The organism is Methylobacterium sp. J-030, assembly GCF_022829545.1.
Classification (GTDB): Bacteria; Pseudomonadota; Alphaproteobacteria; order Rhizobiales; family Beijerinckiaceae; genus Methylobacterium.
The window spans coordinates 89814-108764 of the sequence record NZ_JAKSYM010000351.1 but is presented as its reverse complement, the minus strand read 5'-3'; the positions used below and the strand labels follow the sequence as shown (position 1 = coordinate 108764).

The 18951-nt window shown below is 68.5% G+C and carries 20 protein-coding genes and 1 pseudogene; 13 read left to right on the top strand and 8 right to left on the bottom strand.

Annotated features, from left to right (window positions below):
- Window positions 1-7: 7 nt before the first annotated feature.
- On the bottom strand, window positions 8-415 hold the full coding sequence (locus MKK75_RS27885; protein WP_244045728.1) for a cobalamin B12-binding domain-containing protein: 408 nt from the start codon (window positions 413-415) through the stop codon (window positions 8-10).
- 130 nt (window positions 416-545) lie between these two features.
- Here MKK75_RS27885 and MKK75_RS27880 point away from each other — a divergent pair, with 130 nt between their 5' ends.
- Window positions 546-2249 carry a thiamine pyrophosphate-binding protein gene (locus MKK75_RS27880; RefSeq protein WP_244045727.1) on the top strand — a complete coding sequence of 568 codons (1704 nt, stop codon included), beginning with the start codon at window positions 546-548 and terminating at the stop codon, window positions 2247-2249.
- An 11-nt stretch (window positions 2250-2260) separates the two neighbouring features.
- Here the strand turns inward: MKK75_RS27880 and MKK75_RS27875 are convergent, their stop codons facing one another.
- Complete coding sequence (locus MKK75_RS27875) at window positions 2261-3565, bottom strand: MFS transporter (protein ID WP_244045726.1); 1305 nt, start codon at window positions 3563-3565, stop codon at window positions 2261-2263.
- 264 nt (window positions 3566-3829) lie between these two features.
- On the opposite strand from MKK75_RS27875, the gene MKK75_RS27870 reads away from it, so the two are divergent.
- Complete coding sequence (locus tag MKK75_RS27870; protein ID WP_244045725.1) at window positions 3830-4486, top strand: GntR family transcriptional regulator; 657 nt, start codon at window positions 3830-3832, stop codon at window positions 4484-4486.
- A gap of 34 nt (window positions 4487-4520) precedes the next feature.
- On the opposite strand, the gene MKK75_RS27865 is transcribed toward MKK75_RS27870, so the two are convergent.
- The 4 genes from MKK75_RS27865 to MKK75_RS27850 all read right to left on the bottom strand — a co-directional run bounded on the left by MKK75_RS27865 (window position 4521) and on the right by MKK75_RS27850 (window position 6327).
- Window positions 4521-4823 carry a hypothetical protein gene (locus MKK75_RS27865; protein WP_244045724.1) on the bottom strand — a complete coding sequence of 101 codons (303 nt, stop codon included), beginning with the start codon at window positions 4821-4823 and terminating at the stop codon, window positions 4521-4523.
- A gap of 131 nt (window positions 4824-4954) precedes the next feature.
- Window positions 4955-5215, bottom strand: coding sequence for a hypothetical protein (locus tag MKK75_RS27860; protein ID WP_244045723.1), 261 nt, complete (start codon window positions 5213-5215; stop codon window positions 4955-4957).
- Window positions 5216-5329: 114 nt separating this feature from the next.
- A complete protein-coding gene (locus MKK75_RS27855) occupies window positions 5330-5728 on the bottom strand; it encodes a cupin domain-containing protein (protein WP_244045722.1) in 399 nt (132 codons plus the stop codon).
- 194 nt (window positions 5729-5922) lie between these two features.
- Window positions 5923-6327, bottom strand: a complete 405-nt coding sequence (locus MKK75_RS27850) for a hypothetical protein (protein WP_244045721.1) — start codon at window positions 6325-6327, stop codon at window positions 5923-5925.
- Window positions 6328-6734: 407 nt separating this feature from the next.
- Between MKK75_RS27850 and MKK75_RS27845 the strand changes: the two genes are divergently transcribed.
- Complete coding sequence (locus MKK75_RS27845; protein ID WP_244045720.1) at window positions 6735-7175, top strand: MucR family transcriptional regulator; 441 nt, start codon at window positions 6735-6737, stop codon at window positions 7173-7175.
- Between the two features lie 106 nt (window positions 7176-7281).
- Window positions 7282-7707 carry a GFA family protein gene (locus MKK75_RS27840; protein ID WP_244045719.1) on the top strand — a complete coding sequence of 142 codons (426 nt, stop codon included), beginning with the start codon at window positions 7282-7284 and terminating at the stop codon, window positions 7705-7707.
- A gap of 695 nt (window positions 7708-8402) precedes the next feature.
- Here MKK75_RS27840 and MKK75_RS27835 read toward each other — a convergent pair.
- Window positions 8403-8768: a response regulator gene (locus tag MKK75_RS27835; protein WP_244045718.1), complete on the bottom strand. Its 366-nt coding sequence runs from the start codon at window positions 8766-8768 to the stop codon at window positions 8403-8405.
- Between the two features lie 21 nt (window positions 8769-8789).
- The gene (locus MKK75_RS27830) at window positions 8790-9113 is read right to left on the bottom strand and encodes an STAS domain-containing protein (RefSeq protein ID WP_244045717.1); all 324 of its coding nucleotides are present in this window, start codon (window positions 9111-9113) and stop codon (window positions 8790-8792) included.
- 415 nt (window positions 9114-9528) lie between these two features.
- Between MKK75_RS27830 and MKK75_RS27825 the strand changes: the two genes are divergently transcribed.
- The 9 genes and pseudogenes from MKK75_RS27825 to MKK75_RS27785 form a co-directional block, all read left to right on the top strand.
- A complete protein-coding gene (locus MKK75_RS27825; RefSeq protein WP_244045716.1) occupies window positions 9529-10626 on the top strand; it encodes a methyl-accepting chemotaxis protein in 1098 nt (365 codons plus the stop codon).
- A gap of 388 nt (window positions 10627-11014) precedes the next feature.
- On the top strand, window positions 11015-13063 hold the full coding sequence (locus MKK75_RS27820; protein ID WP_244045715.1) for a chemotaxis protein CheA: 2049 nt from the start codon (window positions 11015-11017) through the stop codon (window positions 13061-13063).
- The gene (locus MKK75_RS27815; RefSeq protein ID WP_244045714.1) at window positions 13063-13524 is read left to right on the top strand and encodes a chemotaxis protein CheW; all 462 of its coding nucleotides are present in this window, start codon (window positions 13063-13065) and stop codon (window positions 13522-13524) included. Before MKK75_RS27820 ends, MKK75_RS27815 begins: the two co-directional genes overlap by 1 nt.
- A 20-nt stretch (window positions 13525-13544) precedes the next feature.
- Window positions 13545-15734: a methyl-accepting chemotaxis protein gene (locus tag MKK75_RS27810; protein ID WP_244045713.1), complete on the top strand. Its 2190-nt coding sequence runs from the start codon at window positions 13545-13547 to the stop codon at window positions 15732-15734.
- Window positions 15735-15845: 111 nt separating this feature from the next.
- The gene (locus tag MKK75_RS27805; protein ID WP_244045712.1) at window positions 15846-16319 is read left to right on the top strand and encodes a chemotaxis protein CheW; all 474 of its coding nucleotides are present in this window, start codon (window positions 15846-15848) and stop codon (window positions 16317-16319) included.
- Window positions 16320-16341: 22 nt separating this feature from the next.
- A complete protein-coding gene (locus MKK75_RS27800; protein ID WP_244045711.1) occupies window positions 16342-17187 on the top strand; it encodes a CheR family methyltransferase in 846 nt (281 codons plus the stop codon).
- A complete protein-coding gene (locus MKK75_RS27795; protein ID WP_244045710.1) occupies window positions 17184-18281 on the top strand; it encodes a chemotaxis response regulator protein-glutamate methylesterase in 1098 nt (365 codons plus the stop codon). Before MKK75_RS27800 ends, MKK75_RS27795 begins: the two co-directional genes overlap by 4 nt.
- A 107-nt stretch (window positions 18282-18388) precedes the next feature.
- Window positions 18389-18751, top strand: coding sequence for a hypothetical protein (locus MKK75_RS27790; RefSeq protein WP_244045709.1), 363 nt, complete (start codon window positions 18389-18391; stop codon window positions 18749-18751).
- 3 nt (window positions 18752-18754) lie between these two features.
- Window positions 18755-18916, top strand: a pseudogene (locus MKK75_RS27785) (IS5/IS1182 family transposase); the annotation flags it as partial.
- Between the last annotated feature and the right edge of the window lie 35 nt (window positions 18917-18951).

Sequence of the window (18951 nt, the reverse complement as noted above, 5' to 3'; positions counted from 1 at the left end):
CGCCCCCTCAACGTTCGCCGCGCTCGGCCACCAGCCGGCGCAGGGTGCTGACGATGAGATCCGGCGGGGTGTCCTGCAGCAGGACCTCGCGCACGCCCATCTCCTTGATGGCCGCGACATCCTCGTCCGGCATCACCCCGCCCGCGATGACGATCAGGTCGTCCGCCTGCTGCTCCGACAGGAGCTTGAAGATCTTCGGGAAGACCGTGAGCTGGACGCCCGAGAGCAGGCTGACGCCGAGCACGTCGACATCCTCCTGGATCGCCGCGGTGACGACCTCCTCGGGGGTGCGGTGCAGCCCCGAGTAGATCACGTCCATGCCGGCATCGCGCAGGGTGCGGGCGACCACCTTCACGCCCCGGTCGTGGCCATCGAGGCCGACCTTGGCCAACAGGACGCGGATCGGCTGGCTCATCCCGGGGGCCCTCGCTATTGAATTCCGTACTCCGTATGCTTTGGGTAAGATCGTGCCGGTTCGCGGTCAAGGGTGAACTTATATTGCAGTGCCGCGAGATCAGGCTGTGGACATGGAGGGGGGAGCCATTGTGAGCCAGAACAGCGCCGCATCCGTGATCGCCGCGTTCCTGCGCAACCACGGCATCGCGCGGGTCTACGGGCTGTGCGGCGGCCACATCATGCCGATCTGGATGGCGCTCGACGCAGCCGGCATCCGCATCGTGGACGTGCGCGACGAGCGGGCGGCCGTCCACATGGCGCAGGCCGAAGCCGAGGTCGTCGGCGGCTTCGGGGTCGCCCTGGTCACCGCGGGGCCGGGCCTCACCAACGCGATCACCGGCATCGCCAACGCGCACGTGTCGCGCACGCCCGTCCTCGTGCTCTCGGGCACGCCACCCCGGGCGCAGGAGAACCGGGGCGCCCTGCAGGACCTCGACCACGCGCGGCTCGTCGGCCCGATCACGCGCTATGCCCGGACGGTGCGCGAGCCGGGCCTCCTGCCGCAGGAACTCGCCGAGGCGGTGGCGCGAGCGCTCGGCGAGGGCGGCGATCCAGGGCCGGCCTATCTCGACGTCCCGACCGACGTGCTTCGGGCCCCGGTGCCGGCGCCGCTGCTGCTGCCTGAATTGATGCACCCGCGCGCCCCGTCGCGCGCCTATCCGGACCCGGAGGCGGTCGCCCGCGCCGTCGACCTCGTGCTGGGGGCGCGGCGGCCCCTGGTGATCAGCGGGCGCGGCGCGCGGGCAGCCGGCCCGCAGCTCATCGCGTTCCTCGACCGCCTCGGCGGACCCTATCTCGATACGGCCGAGAGCCGCGGGCTGGTGCCGGACGACCACCCCGCGGTGATCGCCGCGATGCGCGGCCGGGCCATGCAGGAGGCCGATCTCGTGATCACGGTGGGGCGGCGCCTGGATTTCCAGCTCGCCTACGGCTCGCCGTCGGTGTTCGGCGCGGCGCAGTTCCTGCGGATCGCGGGCGCCCCCGGGGAGCTGCGCGACAACCGCTCCGGCACCGCCCTCCTGGCCGATCCCGGCGCGACCCTGGCGGCACTGACGCGCGGGATCGGCGACCGCGCACCGTCCCTCGACCGCGCCTGGGCGGACGATCTGCGCCAAGGCCACGCCGCCCGGGCCGAAAAGCTCCGGGTACAGTCCCGGACCGCCCCGGACGGGTCGGACGGCACCATGCATCCGAACCGCCTGCTCGCCGCGATTCAGGACGCGGCCGGGACCGATTCCGTGCTGGTGACCGACGGCGGCGATTTCCTGAGCTTCGCCCGGGTCGGCCTCTCGGCCCGGACCATGCTCGATCCCGGCCCGTTCGGCTGCATCGGCGTCGGCGTGCCCTACGGGATCGCGGCCGCGCTCGCGGCCCCCGGTCGGACCGTCGTGGTCGCCACCGGGGACGGCGCCTTCGGCTTCAACGCCATGGAGCTCGACACCGCCAAGCGGCACGCCGCGCCGGTCCTGTTCGTGGTGGCCAACAACGGCGCGTGGCAGATCGAGGTCCACGACCAGGAGGTCACGCACGGGCGCGTGGTCGGGACGCGGCTCCAGCGCGCCGACCACGCCGCCATGGCGCGGGCCTTCGGATTGCACGCCGAGCGGGTGGAGCGGGCCGAGGACCTGCCGGACGCCCTCGCCCGGGCGATGGCCAACCGCCCGGCCCTGCTCGACGTGCTGGTGACCACGGAGGCCATCTCGTCGGATGCCAAGAGCGGGTTGGCGTGGGTGCCGGATCTCCAGCCCCTGGAGGCCTGGGACCGGGCCGAGCGGGCGTGGCGCGGGGGCTGAGCGGATGCCGCTCAGCGGTTCACCAGCCGCGCCGGGTTGAGGAAGACCAAGCCTGCGCCGATCACCAGCATGGCGCCGAGCACCATCACGCCCTGCCCGGTGCTGCCGGTGGCGTCCTTGACCCAGCCCAGGAGGTACGGGCTCACGAAGCCCGCGACGCTGCCGACCGAATTGGCGACCGCGAGGCCCGTCGCCGCCGCCGCTCCCGAGAGCACGGCCGGGGCCAGGGTGTAGAATTGCGGGATGCAGGTCAGCGTCCCGGCCGAAGCCAGCGTGAGGGCCGCCAGCGCCAGGACCGGGCTGTGCGCCACCAGCACGCTCGCGATCAGCCCCGCCGCCCCCACCAGGGCCGGGACCGCGAGGTGCCAGCGCCGCTCGCGCTGGCGGTCCGAACTCAGGCCGACGATGAACATCGTCACGAAGGCGCCCGTGTAGGGGATCGCCGTGAGGAGCCCGACCGTCAGCGGGTCCTTCACGCCGCTGTCCCGGATGATCGAGGGCAGCCAGAAGCTGATCCCATAGAGCCCCATCGTGAAGAAGAAGTAGGTGCCGCTGAGCAGCCAGATCCGGCCGCTGGTCAGGCCGTCGCGGGCCGAGTGCAGCGGCTTGTCCCGCGCCTCGGCGGCGATGTCGGCGGTGATCCGCTCCTTCTCGGCCGGGGTGAGCCACGTGGCCGAGGCCGGATCGTTGTCGAGGCGGACCAGGCACCAGAGGCCGAGGAGCGTGGCGAACAGCCCCTCGATCAGGAACATCCACTGCCAGCCCTGGAGACCGGTCGTGCCGTGGAAGGCCGTCATGATCCAGCCCGAGAGCGGACCGCCGATGATCCCCGAGAGCGGGATCCCCGCCAGGAACAGCGCCGAGGCCTTGCCGCGGTGGGAGGCGGGGAACCAGACCGTCAGGTAGTAGATGATCGCCGGGATGAACCCCGCCTCGGCCACGCCCAGGAGGAAGCGCAGGACGTAGAAGCTCGTCGGCGAGGACACGAACATCATCGCGGCCGAGATCAGCCCCCAGGTGATCATGATCCGCGAGATCCAGTACCGGGCGCCGACCCGGACCATGACGATGTTGCTCGGGATCTCGAACAGGGCGTAGCCGAGGAAGAACACCCCGGCCCCGAGCCCGTAGACGGTCTCGCTGAACTTGAGATCGCCCAGCATCTGCAGCTTGGCGAAGCCGACATTCACCCGGTCGAGATACGCCGCCACGTAGCAGACCAGCAGGAACGGCACGACCCGGCGGAGCACGCGCCCGTAGAGCGCGTCGCGATCCGACAGGCCGGCGACGGGGTTCAGCGTGAGACCGCTCGACATGACGTCCTCCCTGTCGATCACAGATTTTTTTGGTCCGTCCGGCGTCGTCGCGCCGGTTCAAGTCTGTTTTCGCGATCCCGGCGGCCCTTCGGGGGATGCTTCCGTCGCAAGTCCGGCCGGTGGCGTCCGACCGGAATTTCATCCCGCGCCGTCATGATTTAACGAACACGGAATTCAGTACACGGAACGCAACGTGCAGAGCGCTTGCGATTCTGTCAAGCGGACCGGATACCGTTCGCCAGCGTGTGGGCGGGAGTTTTGGGCGTGCAGTCACTCGAACCGTCGACGAGCCTTGTCGATCAGGCCTACGCGGTGATCCTCGACGCCCTGTGCGACGGGACCTTCAAGCCGGGCGAGCGCCTCACGCAGGACGACATCGCGGCCCGCCTCAGCGTCTCCCGCCAACCGGTGACGCACGCCCTGGCGGTGCTGAAGGCGCAGGGCTTTCTGGTCCAGACGGGCCGCCGGGGTCTGACCGTGACGGCGGTGGAGCCCGAGTTCTTCGAGGCGATCTACCAGTTCCGCTCGGCGGTGGAGCCCCTGGCGGTGAGCCTCGCGGCGGGCCGGCTGAGCAAGAGCGCCATCGTGCGCGGACGGTCCCTGGTCGAGCACGGCCGCAACCTCGTGGTGGCGGGCGATGCCCGGGCCACGCTCCAGGCCGACATGGATTTCCACGCCTTCCTGTACGATTTATCCGGTAACCCGATCATCGGGGAGACCATGCGGCTGCACTGGCTGCATCTGCGCCGCGCCATGGGGCAGGTGCTGCGGTATCCGGGCATGTCGATCAGCGTCTGGCAGGAGCACAGCCGCATCCTGGAGCGGATGATCTCCGGCGACGCCGAGGGCGCGGCCGATCTCATGCGCCGCCACGTCGTGGACGCCTACGAGCGCGTGCGGATCGAACCGGCCGCCCCGTGATCCGGTCCGCCCGCGCCGGCCCCACACGCACCCGTCACGGCCGGGTCGAGCGCGCGTGCCGGACCCGCCGATGATGCCGGCGGTGAGCCCGGGGCGGCGCGGCCATCGGCGCCGCGGCGGCGGGCGGCGGTGCGGCGACCCCGTCATGGGCCGCGATGACGCGCCGGGCCTCCTCGACGCTCATGTCGCAAGCGCTCGTCATGCCCTGCAACGCCCCCAGGGCGCGGTTGTATTCGGGCAGATTGGTGCATCCGGGAACGCCCCAGGCCCAGGCCGGAGCCGGGGCCGTGCCCATCATTGCCAGCGTGATGCCGGCCAGACCCTTCCTGAACGACACGTCCGTCCTCCCATGGCCGGGGCCCGACTCGCCGGATCCCGCCGCGTGCCAAGCGACGGTCCCCGCGATCGGTTCGCCCGGCCGCGGCGGGCTGCGGCGTTTTAAGGCACCCCGGGGAGGGCGGGCGACGCTCAGGCCGCCTGAAGCAGGCCGCCGGGCTGAGAGAAGATGAATTCGCGTCTGTAGAAGTAGACGCCGCGATGCCGCATGGCCTTATGGGCATCGTCGGCGTCGAAACCGTAGGGCTTGTCCCGCGCCGTGTCGATGCAGTTCACATAACGCCACTGCACGCCGTCGATCATCCGGGGGATGGGCTGATCCTGCCGGACGGCGCAGAACTGCTGAGCATCGGACGACTTGGCGAAAATATAGAAGGTCTTCCGCGCGCACATCGGAACCTCCAACGGATCTTGGGGTGTATCTACGAGGCAACGGTCAAGTTTAAATCTGATTCGGTTCGAATAGTCAAGCTTCTGCCACATTCTCGCCACGGATGGGGCAGCGGGTCACTCGGCGGCCTCCTGGAGGGGCTTGCCCTTGTCGACGACGTAGACCGACAGGATCTTCATGGTCCAGTCGCCGACCACCGTGTAGCCCGCGTGGGGGACGCCGCGCCGGTTGATTCCGTGCTCGCCCGCCGGCCGCTCCTTCGGCGCCTGGCCGGGCATCTGCACGAGGCCGCCCTCAAGCACGTAGTAGGCCTCCTCGCCGTTGTGAAAATGCCGGCGCGAGGTCGCCCCCGGCGGGATCTCGACCAGTTGCATGACGATCTCGCGGCCTTCCTCACCCGAGACCGGTTGACGGCCGAGTTCGGTCCGCCTGACCTCCTGTGCCGCGGCCGCGCCCGCGACGACCAGGGCAGCCGCCGCGATCAGGCATCTCCAAGCCGGTGTATGGCGCGTCATGTCGTTCTCCACCATCGTGGTCTGTTTTCGGGCAGCATGACACGGCTCAGCTTGACCGAGGAGGGCTGGATTCGGGGCGGTGGTTACAGTCCTCATGCCGGCTTCACGCCGGCCGACGCTTGAGCGCGGCTCCAAGATCTTGGTTTGACGCGCTCTCTCGGGCCGAACCGGCATCCACGTCGGCGCAGAGCGTTCTAGAGGCACCCGATGCGCCGCAGCGCACCGATCAACTTGCGGCCGACGCGGTAGCCGTTGAGGGATTCGGACCCGAGGATCTGAACGGTCTCGGTCTCGGCGGTGCGGCCGTAGAGGAACAGGTGGAAGTTCGGCTCGCGCTGCTCCGGCGGCGTGGTGCTGACCTGACCGCAGAACGCGACGTCGTGGCCGGTCTCGCCGGTCATCGGCCTGACCTTGCGGAACCGGACGATGGGCGCCTCCGGAAACGCGGCGGCAACCCGGGCCCGCATCTCTGTTTCGGGCGGCGCGCCGAAGCCGGGCCCGTCCGGGGCGATCAGCCCGAGCGCATCCTCCGCCCGGGCCGCGGGTGGGACGAGCAGGAGCACGAGGAGCGGCGCGACCCGCAGGCCGCGGCGCCGCACACCCGCGACGGCGCGGGGCCGGGTCCCCGGCTGGCGCCGGGCTGATGCCGTCTCTTCGGCTCGTGGACGCGAGGACAGAGGGTCCGCTCCTGGAACAGACTTCGCGATGTGCGAAGACAATATTGGATCACGAAGCCCGGTCGAGCGGAAGCGGCCGACGCCAAGCGGTCCACATCCGGCAGGCGGATCCGGCCGGACCCGATTTGCACCGCATGCAGCTCCGACCGACCCGGTTCACGACAGGATCGCTGCGCGGCCCGCGGGTCGCAGGCTCGAAGATCCGATGGCCGGCGCTGTCGTGCCCAACCGGATCGGCGGCCCGCCTCTCACGCGACACCGGCCCGCGCCCATCACCCCTCCGCGTTGACTCGATCGAATGTATGAGTATTTCAATTTGTATGTGTTTTATGGGGCTCCTGATGATTCCGGACGAGGCGAGCGCAATTCAGACCGATCTTCGGCACGCGATTGACCGCTTCGCGGTGCGCGTCATTGCGGCGTATGTCTCAGGCAATACCGTCTCGCCGGCCAACGTGCCGCTCGTCCTGGCCAGCGTCCACGCGGCGCTCACGGCACTCGTACGGCCGGACGCCGTAGCCACGCCCCTGCCCGATCGTCCGACACCGGTCGAGATCCGCAAGTCGGTCCAGCACGAGGGCATCACGAGCTTCCTCGACGGTCGCTCCTACAAGACCCTGAAACGCCACCTCAAGGCCCACGGCCTGACACCCGAGCAGTATCGCGCGCGCTACGGCCTGCCGAACGACTACCCGATGGCCGCCCCCGGCTATGCCGCGCGACGCTCGGAGATCGCGCGGGCGATCCAGTTCGGACCCAGGCCGCGTTGAACGTCGCGTGAGGCGTTCTCACAGAACGCGTGCGAATCCCTGAATTGTCCGGTCGCCGCCACGGCGATACGCTCCATCAGACGTCGGAGGATGGGGTTCGGTCGACATGGACACCGGTACGGATCTGCGCACCGGGCGGTGCCATTGCGGCGCGGTGCGGTTCGAGGTGGCGCTCAGCGATGGCCTCCGATCGGTCCGGCGCTGCACCTGCTCGTACTGCCGCATGCGCGGGGCCGTCGTCGCCATGGCGAAGGCGGGCGGGATCCGGATCCGGCAAGGCGCGGACGTGCTGACCCGCTATCGCTTCCACACAGGCGCGGCCGAGCACTTCTTCTGCTCCCGCTGCGGGATCTACATCCACCATCAGCGGCGCTCGGACAGCACGCTCTACGCCGTCAACGTGGCCTGCCTCGAGGGTGTCAGCCCATTCGATTTCCAGGACGTGCCCGTGATGGACGGCATCAATCACACCAGCGACACCGGTCAGCCGACGCGCCGTGCCGGAACGCTCCACTACACGCCCGCAGATTGAGCCTTCGTTCAGCCGTTTCGCAGCCTGCGGATGCGCGGGACCGCGATCGGCGCGCGGTGGATCTCGACGACCCTGGTGACCGCCGCGCGCCGGAACGCCTGCCCCTTCCGGGACGGCTGCATGGCGGCGGAGTCCGCCGATGAGCGCGGCCCACTGGGCCAGAGCGCTCTCCGCCGAAGTGGACACCGGTTCGGCGCAAGAGAGCGTGGCGCAACACAGGCTTGAAGCCGTGCCCGATCGCGTTGCCCATGATACCCGATAGCACGCTGTGGCAGATCGATCGGTTGATCTTCACCAACCCCATCATCCTGAGGCAACCGCGTCAGCGGGCCTCGAAGAGGACTCCGGGGATCTCAGAGCCATCTGGCGGGCTCCTTCGAGGCCTGCGCTTCGCCCCGGCGCCTCAAAGTCTGTGCGTTTTTCGGTTGCGGACGCGTTCGGATGCCCCGCTGGCGTCGATCGGAGAGGCTTCGATGACGGGTGGGGCTGGGCTGTTCGGGGACGTGAGGATAGACGGTCGGGCAGTACTCCTGGATGTCCGGATCCGTCAATTCTGGCTGATCCTCTCAATCAACCCGGTCCAAAGCCAGCCAGTTGGGTCAGCATGGCGGTATGTTCAATCGACGCACCGGGACCTTTCTCAACAAAATCTTGAGCAACTGCGCAAGATATGGCAGATTATCGATAGTAAAAGATCAATTGCGGATCAATTTCGAGACGACAGCAAGGAGCTGTTCGGGCTTGAACGGCTTCGTGATCCAGCCGGTCGCACCGGCCGATTTGGCCTGTTGTTTCACGCCCTCGTCCGACTCCGTACTCAGGAACAGAATCGGCACGCCCGCGCATGACGGCACCGCACGAAGCTGTTTGATCATGTCGATGCCGTTCATCGCCGGCATGTTGAGGTCGGTGATGACGAGCTGCATCGGTTCGGCCTTGGCCTTGACGAGACCTTCCACGCCATCGCCGGCCTCGATCACTGTGTGTCCAGCGGGGGTCAGCACGATCTTGATCATCTGACGGATGCTCGGCGAGTCGTCGACGACGAGAACAGTGGCCATGGAAGACGTCCGGTTCTGGAATCAGAGGGCGGGGGCCGCGGGCGAACCGATGGTGGCATCGGATGCGGACTCGAACGGGTGGTGCGGCAGGAAGCCGGCGCGTCGGAACGCATCCGCGACCGCCTTGGGCGGGCTGGTCAGGTCGAGCGTAACGCCGCGCCGGCCGGACGACCGGGCGGCCGCGACGACCAACTGCACGAAAGTGATGTCGACATGCTCTATGGCCGCGCAATCGAGCAGCACGACGGTAGCGCCGTCGAGGGCCGCCGACAGGTCCTCCTTGAACGCCCGCGCCGTCCGCAATGTACACTCGGCTGGCATCGGGAGGGTGAGGGGTTCGACCATGATATGTCCGAGGCGCGCGCGCGACCGGGCTGGTTGCGGTCGGGTTCTGTAGAGATTCGAGGATGTTAAATTTCTCTTGAGCTAATCAGCTCGATAGGCCGACACCAACGCGATGTGGAGCAAATTCTGTTGAAAACCGCTGCCGTGCGCCCAGAAAAGGAGCTTTTATATTCAGAATTTTTCGTCGATCGATAAAGTATTAGCATCACTCGCTACCAACGATATGACTTATCCTAGAGATATGATTTGATGGATATTCATATTGAACGTTTGTTCTGGAGGCAACAACATAACCCCGTCGAGCCAATGGCATAACCGTTCATTCAGAAGCTCGGTTTTACGAGCCCCTGGCTCGCGGCCGTCAGTTCGGGATTGTCCGAAGCAAGAACTGGCAGCGTCCAAGGAATACACTTCGATGGCCTTCTGGGGGCGCGCCAATCTTAGTCCGGAGCGCGACACGGCGTCGGAACCTGGCGCAGCGCTCGACCCGGAGCGCGACGTCCCGGCGCGGCCGGACTCCTGCCCGCTCGGGGCCGCGGATCTGCTCCAGGCGCGGCTCGGCTTGTCCGATCTGCAGCGCCAGACCCTGGATGCTCTGATCGACGAACTCGGGATCATCTCGGCCGATGTCGAGACCGACGTCCACAGCCTGTCGGACCGGTTCCAGCGCATCGCCGCGACAACCCGGGGCCAGTCCGAGATCGTGCAGGGCCTCGTGGCGTCGATCCAGTCGGTGCGGATCGACGGGACCGAGCGGCCGCTCGCCGAGGTCGCGGCGGCGCTCGGCGAGATCCTGGCGGTGCTCAACGACAAGATCGGCTTCATGTCGTCGCGCGGCGCGACCATGGAGGAAGCGCTGAACGGCGTGCTTGGCGCGCTGTCCTCGGTGGATGGCAGCGTCGCCGAGATCGAGAAGATCAACCGCCAGACCAACCTGCTGGCCCTGAACGCCAAGATCGAGGCGGCCCGGGCCGGGGAGGCCGGCAAGGCCTTCGCCGTGGTGGCCGACGAGGTGCGCAGCCTCGCCGGCGCCATCAACGCGCTCTCCGGCGTGATCAAGCAGCAGATCGGCTCGATCGCCACGGGCCTGCGCAGCAGCCACGCGCTCCTGCACGACATCGCTACCATCGACATGTCGGAGGAGAGCCGGACCGCCGATGCCCAAGTGCGCCTGGTCATGCGCGCCTTGGTCACCCAGAGTTCGCGCTTCGCCGGCGTGCTGACCCAGACGGTGCAGACCACCGACGTGATCACCCAGGACGTCTCGGTCGCCATCGTGGCGATGCAGTTCCAAGACCTGGCCAAGCAGCGCCTCCAGAACCTGCAGGCGATCCTCCAGGCGATCCAGACTGCGCCTGCAGCACCGGCTTCGGCGGAACTGGACTGGGCCGCGACGATGATCGCGGGCTGCACCCTCGGGGAGGTCCGGGAGCGGCTGTCCCGACGCCTGCTGGGCGCGCCATCGGGTGAGGGCCGCGATGACGATCCCCTGGCGGGGATCGATCTCTTCTGATCGAGGCGACAGTTTTCGCGCGAAGTCGATATCAGATCATACCGCCATATCAAGAATACCATCGTATCGATTGATCAATGGGGAGGGGTTTTAATATTTGATTCGTCAATCGATAGCAAAAAGTAAGATATGCATTTTTTGCATTGAGCATCCTTCAAGATATGGGATGAGTTGTGCAGGAAACGAGAAATGAGAGATCCTATATCATCGATCATAGCTTACTCTTTTAACTTTTATGCGGTAAGATTATTCTGAGGTGATGGGCTGAATCCCGGATCGATCGGGCGTCGGTCGGATGGATCGGAAGATCCAGCCTTGAAATGACGGTGCATCCGAGTGATCGCTCGCGCGGATGCATCAAATCCGGACCCTTTGGACCTGCCCGACGATGACTGATCATGATCCGCGCGCGGTCTTCTTGGCGGAAGCCAACGAACTTCTCGACCGACTCGAATCCGCGCTGCTCGACCTCGGCGACAAGCCGGACGATCCGGCGCTGATCGACACCGCGTTCCGCGCCCTGCACACGATCAAGGGATCGGGGGCGATGTTCGGCTTCGAGCGGGTCGCCGCCTTCACGCACGATTTCGAGACCGCCTTCGACCTCGTCCGGCGCGGCCAGGTGCCGACCAGCGCCGACCTCGTGAACGTGTCGCTCGCGGCCAAGGACCACATCCGCACGCTGATTGAGGATCCGGACGCCACCGCACCGGTGATCGGCGAAGCGATCCTGGGGGAGCTTGAGCGTCTCGTGAGCCGGGCCCCGGCCCAAGCCGAATCGGAGACGGCCTCGCGGCCGGAGCCGGTCTCCGATGCCGAGGTGGCGGCCGCGGGGTGGCGGATCGGGATCGGCTTCGCCCCGGAGGTGCTGCGCAACGGGACGAACCCGCTGGCGCTCCTCGACGAGTTGCGCGACCTCGGCCCCTGCACGGTCGTGCCCCGGCTGGCGGCGTTGCCCGACCTCGCGGCCCTGGACCCCGAGAGCCTGACGCTCGGCTGGGACATCACCCTCCGCGGCGCCGTGACCCGGGAGGCGATCGAGGACGTCTTCCTGTTCGTGCGCGACGCTATGGTCCTCTCGCCGACGCCCCTCGACGCGCCGGCCCCGGCAACCGAGCCGGCGCCCCGGTCTGCCCCCGTGCCGCCGCTGGTCTCGGTGCCGGTGCGGGCGGCCGAGCCGGCCGCGCGGGAAACCGCGAAGCCGCCCGAGCCGGAGCGCCGGAGCCCGGCCCGCGGCACCGAGCCGCGCGCGGCCAGCACCATGCGGGTCGAGGCGGAGCGGCTCGACGAGCTGCTCGACCGGGTCGGCGAACTCGTGATCGCCCAGGCCCGCCTCAGCCAGCTCGCCGGCCACCATGCCGATGCCGGGCTCCAGACCATCGCGGAGGAGATCGAGCGGCTGTCGGCGCAGCTGCGCGACACCACCATGAGCATCCGGATGGTGCCGATCGGAGCGCTGTTCAGCCGGTTCCGGCGCCTGGTCCACGACCTTTCGGGGGATCTCGGCAAGCCCGTGAGCTTCGTCACCGCGGGCGAGGAGACCGAGCTCGACAAGACCGTGATCGAGCGCTTGGCGGACCCGCTGGTGCACCTGATCCGCAACGCCATCGACCACGGCATCGAGGATCCCGCCCGCCGCGGCGCCGCCGGCAAGGACGCCACCGGGCGCATTACCCTCACCGCCGAGCATGTCGGCGCCCAGGTCCACGTCACCGTGCGCGACGACGGCGCTGGGCTCGACGTGGCGCGCATCCGCGCCAAGGCCGAGGAGCGCGGGCTGGTGGCGCCCGGCGCCGTCCTGACCGACCAGCAGGTCTACCAGATCCTGTTCGCCCCCGGCTTCTCCACCGCCCAAAAGGTCTCGGCGCTCTCGGGCCGGGGCGTCGGCATGGATGTGGTGAAGAAGACCATCGAGGCCCTGCGCGGCTCGATCGACATCGTCACCGAGCCGGGCGCGGGCACCGCAATCGTGCTGCGCCTGCCGCTGACGCTGGCGATCATCGAGGGCCTGCTGATCCGGGTCGGGGAGGGTCGCTACGTGGTGCCGCTGGCGGCCGTCGAGGAATGCGTCGAGCTGCCCGAGGACGGCCGCGGCGACCGGGGCCGGGACTTCCTCAACATCCGCGGCGACCTCGTGCCGTTCCTGCGCCTGCGCAGGCTGTTCGACGCGACCGGCGCGCCCGACCAGCACCAGAAGGTCATCGTCGTCTCGGTGGGCGAGGCCCGGTTCGGGCTCGTGGCCGACCAGATCCTCGGCAACCATCAGACGGTGATCAAGTCGCTCTCGAAGCTCCATGCCGACGTCACGACCTTCTCGGGCGCCACGATCCTGGGCGACGGGACCGCGGCGCTGATCATCGACCCGGCCATGCTGACGGCGGCCGGACAGGGATGCGGGGCCGCGGACGGGCTCCGCGCGTACCGGGAGGTGGCGTGATGACCGATTTCATCGAGGCCATCGAGCAGGGCCGCGCCCTGTCGGTCGTGATGATGCGCATCGGCACCGAGACCTTCGCGCTCGGGGCCGGGATGGTGCGCGAGATCATTGACCCGATCCCGGCCACCCGGGTCGCCGGGGCGCGGCCGCATCTCGGCCACGTCGTCAACGTGCGCGGCAACGTCGTGCCGCTGGCCGACATCCGCGCGCGCTTCGGCATGCCGGTCGAGGCCGCGACGGCCGATACCCGCTTCGTGGTCATCGAACTCGACCTCGACGGCGACCCGACGCTGGTCGCCCTGGTGGCCGACAAGGTGTTCGAGGTGACCGCGGTCGCCCTCGACACCCGCCAGCCGGCGCCCGCGATCGGGACATCGTGGCGGCCCGCGTTCATCCGCTCGATCGTCAAATCCGGGGACGAGTTCGTCATCATCCCGGACATGCAGCAGATCCTCAACTGAACGCCGGGGGGGCGTCGAAAATGCGTATCACCATCAAGGCCAAGTTGGCCGCCGGTTTCGGCATCATGCTGATCCTCGTGGGGCTGGCGGGCGGCGTCGGCTACCAGAAGCTCCTGAGCGCCGACGCGGCGATGACGTTTGTGATCGGGCGCTCGGAGTTGGAGGCACGCCTGCTGGAGGCCAAGGCCAGTGCCATCCGGGTCGTCTCCAATGTGCGCGCCACCGTCCTCAGCATCGACGACGAGCAGATGAGCCATTCCGCCAAGCGTGCCGCGGAATACCGCGGCGAAGTGGTCGCAGCCCTCGCCAAGGCGAAGCCCCTGCTGCTGAACGACGAGGCCAAGCGGCTCTTCGAGGAGGTGTCGGCCAAGTTCGACAAGCAACGGACGATCGGCCTCAAGGTGATCGAGCTGACACGCGCCAACTCCGCGGTCAGGGCCTTGGCGGAGATCGACACGACCGGCCGTCCGGCGATAACGGCGCTGCGTGCGGAACTCGACGCGGCGGTGGCGAAGGCCGGGGGGCGCGCCGACGATCTGGTCCGGGCCGTCACGGCCGTACAGATCCACCTCGAACGGAGCTGGGGGCAGCTGCAATCCACGACCAGCGCAACGAATACGGCGGTTCTCGCCCAGCGCGTCGCCGCAACCAGACAGACAGGCGCAGAACTCGCGCATGACCTGGACAATCTGTTCCGTGTCGGTGCTGCCCGGGGAATAGCCACCGACGGCGTGCGGCAGAAATTCGATGCCTGGGCCGCCTCCGCGCAAAAGGCGCTGGCCACGGCTGAGACCGGCACGTCCGTCCAGGCCCAGACCCTCGCATCCGGCGATTATGCCGTCGCGAGCAGCGATACGGTCACGGCCGTCAACGCCTTGGTCGATTACCAAACCCGGCGCAAGACCGAAGCGGCCGAACTGGCGAAGGCCACGTCGGCCGAGGGTCAGACGATCCTGCTCGTTACGGTCTTCGGCGGGCTCGTCCTCGGCATCGCCATCGCGGGCTGGCTCGCGGTGTCGATCGCGCGCGGCCTCGCCCAGGCGGTGGCGATGGCGGAGGCGGTCGCGACCGGAGATCTGAGCCAGACGATCACCGTGACCTCACGCGACGAGATCGCCGACCTGATGATCGCCATGAACCGGATGACCGCGAACCTCAACGCCACCGCGGACCTCGCCGACGCGATCGCGGGGGGGGACCTGACGGTCGAGGCCAAGCCGCTCTCCGACAGGGACCGGATGGGCCTCGCCCTGCAGACGATGCTGGCGAAGCTGCGCGCCGTCGTGAGCGAGGCGGCTGCGGCGGCGAGCAACGTGTCGTCGGGGTCTCAGGAGCTGTCGTCCTCGGCCGAGCAGCTGTCGCAGGGCTCGACCGAGCAGGCCGCCTCGACCGAGGAGGCCTCCGCCTCCGTGGAGGAGATGGCCGCCAACGTGAAGCAGAACGCCGAGAACGCCAGCCAGACCGAGGCGATCGCCCGGCAATCGGCCCAGAATGCCGAGGCCAGCGGCGCGGCGGTCGGCCGGGCCGTGGAGGCGATGCAGACCATCGCCCAGAAGATCACCATCGTGCAGGAGATCGCCCGGCAGACCGACCTGCTGGCGCTCAACGCCGCCGTGGAGGCGGCCCGCGCGGGCGAGCACGGCCGCGGCTTCGCGGTGGTGGCCTCCGAGGTGAGGAAGCTGGCCGAGCGCAGCCAGGCGGCGGCGGCCGAGATCGGGACGCTGTCGGCCGACACCGTCAAGGCGGCCCAGCAGGCTGGCGAGATGCTCGGGCGGCTGGTGCCCGACATCAAGAAGACCGCCAGCCTGGTGGAGGAGATCTCGGCGGCGTGCCGGGAGCAGGATGTCGGTTCGGGCCAGATCAACCAGGCGATCCAGCAGCTCGACAAGGTGACCCAGCAGAACGCCAGCGCGTCCGAGCAGGTCTCGGCGACCTCGGACGAACTGGCCACCCAGGCCGAGCGGCTCCAGGCGACCATCGCCTACTTCCGCATCGATGACGCGGGTTCCGATGCCGCCGCCGAGCCGGCGGTGTCGAAATTGCGGGCCGCGGCCGCCCGGATGGCGGCTCCGGCCCGGACCGCCGGTGCGAGCGGCAAGGCCGGCCTCACGCCGCGCGGCGGCCGGGCCGCCGCGGTTCAGGGCGGCGGCTTCGCCATCGATATGGGCGAGGGCGACGCCCGCGACGCCGACTTCATCCGCGCCGCCTGAGCGGCGCGGGGCCCGTGCCCCGCGCCCAATACGATCGATACAGACACGCCGCCGTCGCGGATCCGGTGCCTCGCCAGCGGGGCGCCGGCGGCGAGAGAACCGGAGACCGGAATGTCCAGCATATGGCAGTATCTCACCCTCGGTCTCGATCGGGAGATCTTCGGGATCGACATCGCGTCCGTTCACGAGATCCTGGATTACCGGGTGCCGGCCGCCCTTCCGCAGGCGCCCCCCTTCCTGGTCGGCATGATCGACGTCCGGGGACAGAGCTACCCGGTGGTCGACCTGCGGACCAAGCTCGGCCTGCCGTCGATCCCCGTGACGCCGTCGACCCGCATCATCCTGCTGAACATCCCCCAGGGCGCGGGCGCCAGACGCGTCGGCTTCGTGGCGGATCGCGTGATCGAGGTCACGGAACTTGACCAAGCAGAACTGGAGGCGGCTCCCAATGTCGGTGGCCGCTGGCGCTCCCGCTACATCGCCGGCATCGGCCGGAAGGGCGACGCTTTCGTGGTGGTGTTCGACCTTGAGGCGCTCATGGCGGGCGATGATCCGGCCCTGCTCACGCCATCCCTCGCCGCATGACGGCCCGGCCGGGAACCCGATCATGCCGCAGTTGAACGACCGTCATTTCCGCACCGTCGCCGATCTCGTGCAGGAGCGGGTCGGGATCCAGATGCCGCCGGCGAAGCGGACCATGCTGGAGGGGCGGCTGCGCAAGCGCATGCGCGCGCTCGACTTCGGGAGCCTGGACGATTACGGCCGATATCTGTTCGACGACGGTCATCTGACGGAGGAATTCGGCCACATCGTCGATTGCATCACGACGAACAAGACGGATTTCTTCCGGGAGCCGGCCCACTTCGATCTTCTGCGCGACGATCTGGTCCCGCTCCTATGCCGGGGCGTCGTCGGCCGCCCGCGCCTCAAGCTCTGGAGCGCGGCCGCCTCAACGGGGGCGGAGGCCTACACGCTTGCGATGGTGCTGCAGGACATGGTCGCCAGCGGATATCCGTTCACCTACGCGATTCTCGGCACCGACGTCTCCAGCGAGGTTCTGAAGGTCGCGACGGATGCCGTCTATCCCGACGAGATGCTGGCGGCCGTGCCACCGCAGGTCCGCCGACGCTACGTCATGGCCTCCCGGGATCCGGCGCAGAAGCTGGGGCGGATCGTGCCCGAACTGCGCAACCGGGTGCAGTTCCAGAACCTCAACCTGATGGATCAGGTCTACCCGGTCGATCGGGACGTCGACATCGTGTTTTGCCGCAACGTGCTGATCTATTTTGACAAAGCCACACAGAAGACGGTGCTGCAGCGGCTGGGCTCGCATCTGCGTCCCGGCGGGTTCCTCATCGTCGGCCATTCCGAGTCGATGGCGGGCGCCGGCGTGCCGGGCCTGGAGCAGGTCGCCTCGACCATCTTCCGCCGGACGGGAGACATGTTCCAATGAGCCGGCAGGACCCGATCCGCGTGCTGATCGTGGACGATTCGGCCTCGGTCCGGCAGACGCTCGTCAGCATCCTGGATGCGGCGCCCGACATCACGATCCTCGGTACGGCGGCGGATCCGTTCATCGCGGCACGGCGCATCCAGGACGAGATGCCCGACGTCATCCTCCTCGATCTCGAGATGCCGCGCATGGACGGGCTGACGTTCCTGCGGAAGATCATGGCCCAGCGGCCGATCCCCGTGATCGTCTGCTCGGCCCTCACCGAGCAGGGCTCTCGGACGCTGTTCGACGTGCTGGAGGCAGGCGCCGTCGACGTGGTGCCGAAGCCCCGAGCCGACACGCGGCAGTTCCTGCTCGAATCCTCGGTGCGGGTCTGCGACGCTGTGCGGGCGGCCGCCCGGGCCAAGCTGCGCCCGGTCCGACCGCCGGGTCGCCCGATCGAGAAGAAGCTGACGGCCGACGCCATGTTGCCGCCCTTCGCCCGCGCCCGGCCGGTCGCCGGGACGGAGCGGATCGTCTGCATCGGCGCCTCGACCGGGGGAACGGAAGCGCTGCGCGACGTGCTGGACGTACTGCCGGAGGATTGTCCCGGCCTCGTCGTCGTCCAGCACATGCCCGAACGCTTCACCGCCGCCTTCGCCAAGCGGCTGGACGGTCTCTGCGCCATCTCCGTCAAGGAGGCGACGGACGGCGACGCGGTGCTGCCCGGGCAGGCCCTGATTGCGCCGGGTGGCCGGCACCTGCTGGTCCAGCGCACCGGCAACCGCTACAGCGTCGCGGTGCGGGACGGGCCGCTGGTCTCGCGCCACAGGCCCTCGGTCGACGTGATGTTCCGGTCGGCGGCACAATGCGCCGGCACCAACGCGCTCGGCATCCTGATGACCGGGATGGGCGACGACGGTGCTACGGGCCTCCTGGAGATGCGCCGGGCTGGTGCGCTGACCGTCGCGCAGGACGAGGAGAGCTGCGTGGTCTTCGGCATGCCCAAAGAGGCGATCGAGCGCGGCGCGGTCGCGAAGGTACTCCCACTGGGCCGGATGCACGACGAGATCGTCCGCTTCGGCACGATGCCGAGCCTGCGCCAGCAGGCGTGAGGCCGTTCTCCCAACGCAAAAAGAACTACGAGGTCGGCGTTCTCCACGGGGATGTAAACCACCTACCCCAGCTGTAGGACTGCGACCGCATCCCGCACAAACGCGACTTGTACGTCGCCATCGGTGGTGCCGCGCGCCGTGGGCATGTCGCCATCAAGGACGACACCACGGGCCCGGCGGTGGCCTTCCTCATGGACGCGCTCAGGGCCTTTCCGTTCAAGGTCACCCACGTGCTCACCGACCGCGGCTCCTGCTCCACGGCCGATGCGTTCGAGGCGGTCTACGACCGGCGCGGCGCGCAGCATCGCAAGACGCGCTCCTACACATCCAAAACCAACGGCATGATCAAGCGCTTCAACGGCCGCGTCCGGCGCATGGTGGTCGGCATCACGCTCCGGAAGACTGCTGCAAAAGTCGGTGGCGGCGTGGCTTGCGAGATGATTCACTCTGCCGGCGGCGTTGGGGGGTGAGCGATGCGCGGGCGTGAGGGAGGATCGACCAACCTGTTCAGCTATGTGCGGCTCGAAGAGCGCGTTCCTGCCGACCACCCGTTGCGGCCGATCCGAGCCCTGACCAACGCGGTGCTGACCGGGCTGCACGGTCGCTCACCTTCGGCTGCCGCCTTGCTCCGGCGACATCCCCAGTCGGGCCTGCCCGACTGGGGCAACAA

Coding starts and splice junctions, on each gene's coding strand:
- MKK75_RS27800 (WP_244045711.1), top strand. CDS start 16,342: ATGCCGCAGTTGAACGACCGTCATTTCCGCACCGTCGCCGATCTCGTG.
- MKK75_RS27875 (WP_244045726.1), bottom strand. CDS start 3,565: ATGTCGAGCGGTCTCACGCTGAACCCCGTCGCCGGCCTGTCGGATCGC.
- MKK75_RS27825 (WP_244045716.1), top strand. CDS start 9,529: ATGGCCTTCTGGGGGCGCGCCAATCTTAGTCCGGAGCGCGACACGGCG.
- MKK75_RS27805 (WP_244045712.1), top strand. CDS start 15,846: ATGTCCAGCATATGGCAGTATCTCACCCTCGGTCTCGATCGGGAGATC.
- MKK75_RS27855 (WP_244045722.1), bottom strand. CDS start 5,728: ATGACGCGCCATACACCGGCTTGGAGATGCCTGATCGCGGCGGCTGCC.
- MKK75_RS27885 (WP_244045728.1), bottom strand. CDS start 415: ATGAGCCAGCCGATCCGCGTCCTGTTGGCCAAGGTCGGCCTCGATGGC.
- MKK75_RS27845 (WP_244045720.1), top strand. CDS start 6,735: ATGGGGCTCCTGATGATTCCGGACGAGGCGAGCGCAATTCAGACCGAT.
- MKK75_RS27815 (WP_244045714.1), top strand. CDS start 13,063: ATGACCGATTTCATCGAGGCCATCGAGCAGGGCCGCGCCCTGTCGGTC.
- MKK75_RS27810 (WP_244045713.1), top strand. CDS start 13,545: ATGCGTATCACCATCAAGGCCAAGTTGGCCGCCGGTTTCGGCATCATG.
- MKK75_RS27820 (WP_244045715.1), top strand. CDS start 11,015: ATGACTGATCATGATCCGCGCGCGGTCTTCTTGGCGGAAGCCAACGAA.
- MKK75_RS27835 (WP_244045718.1), bottom strand. CDS start 8,768: ATGGCCACTGTTCTCGTCGTCGACGACTCGCCGAGCATCCGTCAGATG.
- MKK75_RS27840 (WP_244045719.1), top strand. CDS start 7,282: ATGGACACCGGTACGGATCTGCGCACCGGGCGGTGCCATTGCGGCGCG.
- MKK75_RS27795 (WP_244045710.1), top strand. CDS start 17,184: ATGAGCCGGCAGGACCCGATCCGCGTGCTGATCGTGGACGATTCGGCC.
- MKK75_RS27860 (WP_244045723.1), bottom strand. CDS start 5,215: ATGTGCGCGCGGAAGACCTTCTATATTTTCGCCAAGTCGTCCGATGCT.
- MKK75_RS27830 (WP_244045717.1), bottom strand. CDS start 9,113: ATGGTCGAACCCCTCACCCTCCCGATGCCAGCCGAGTGTACATTGCGG.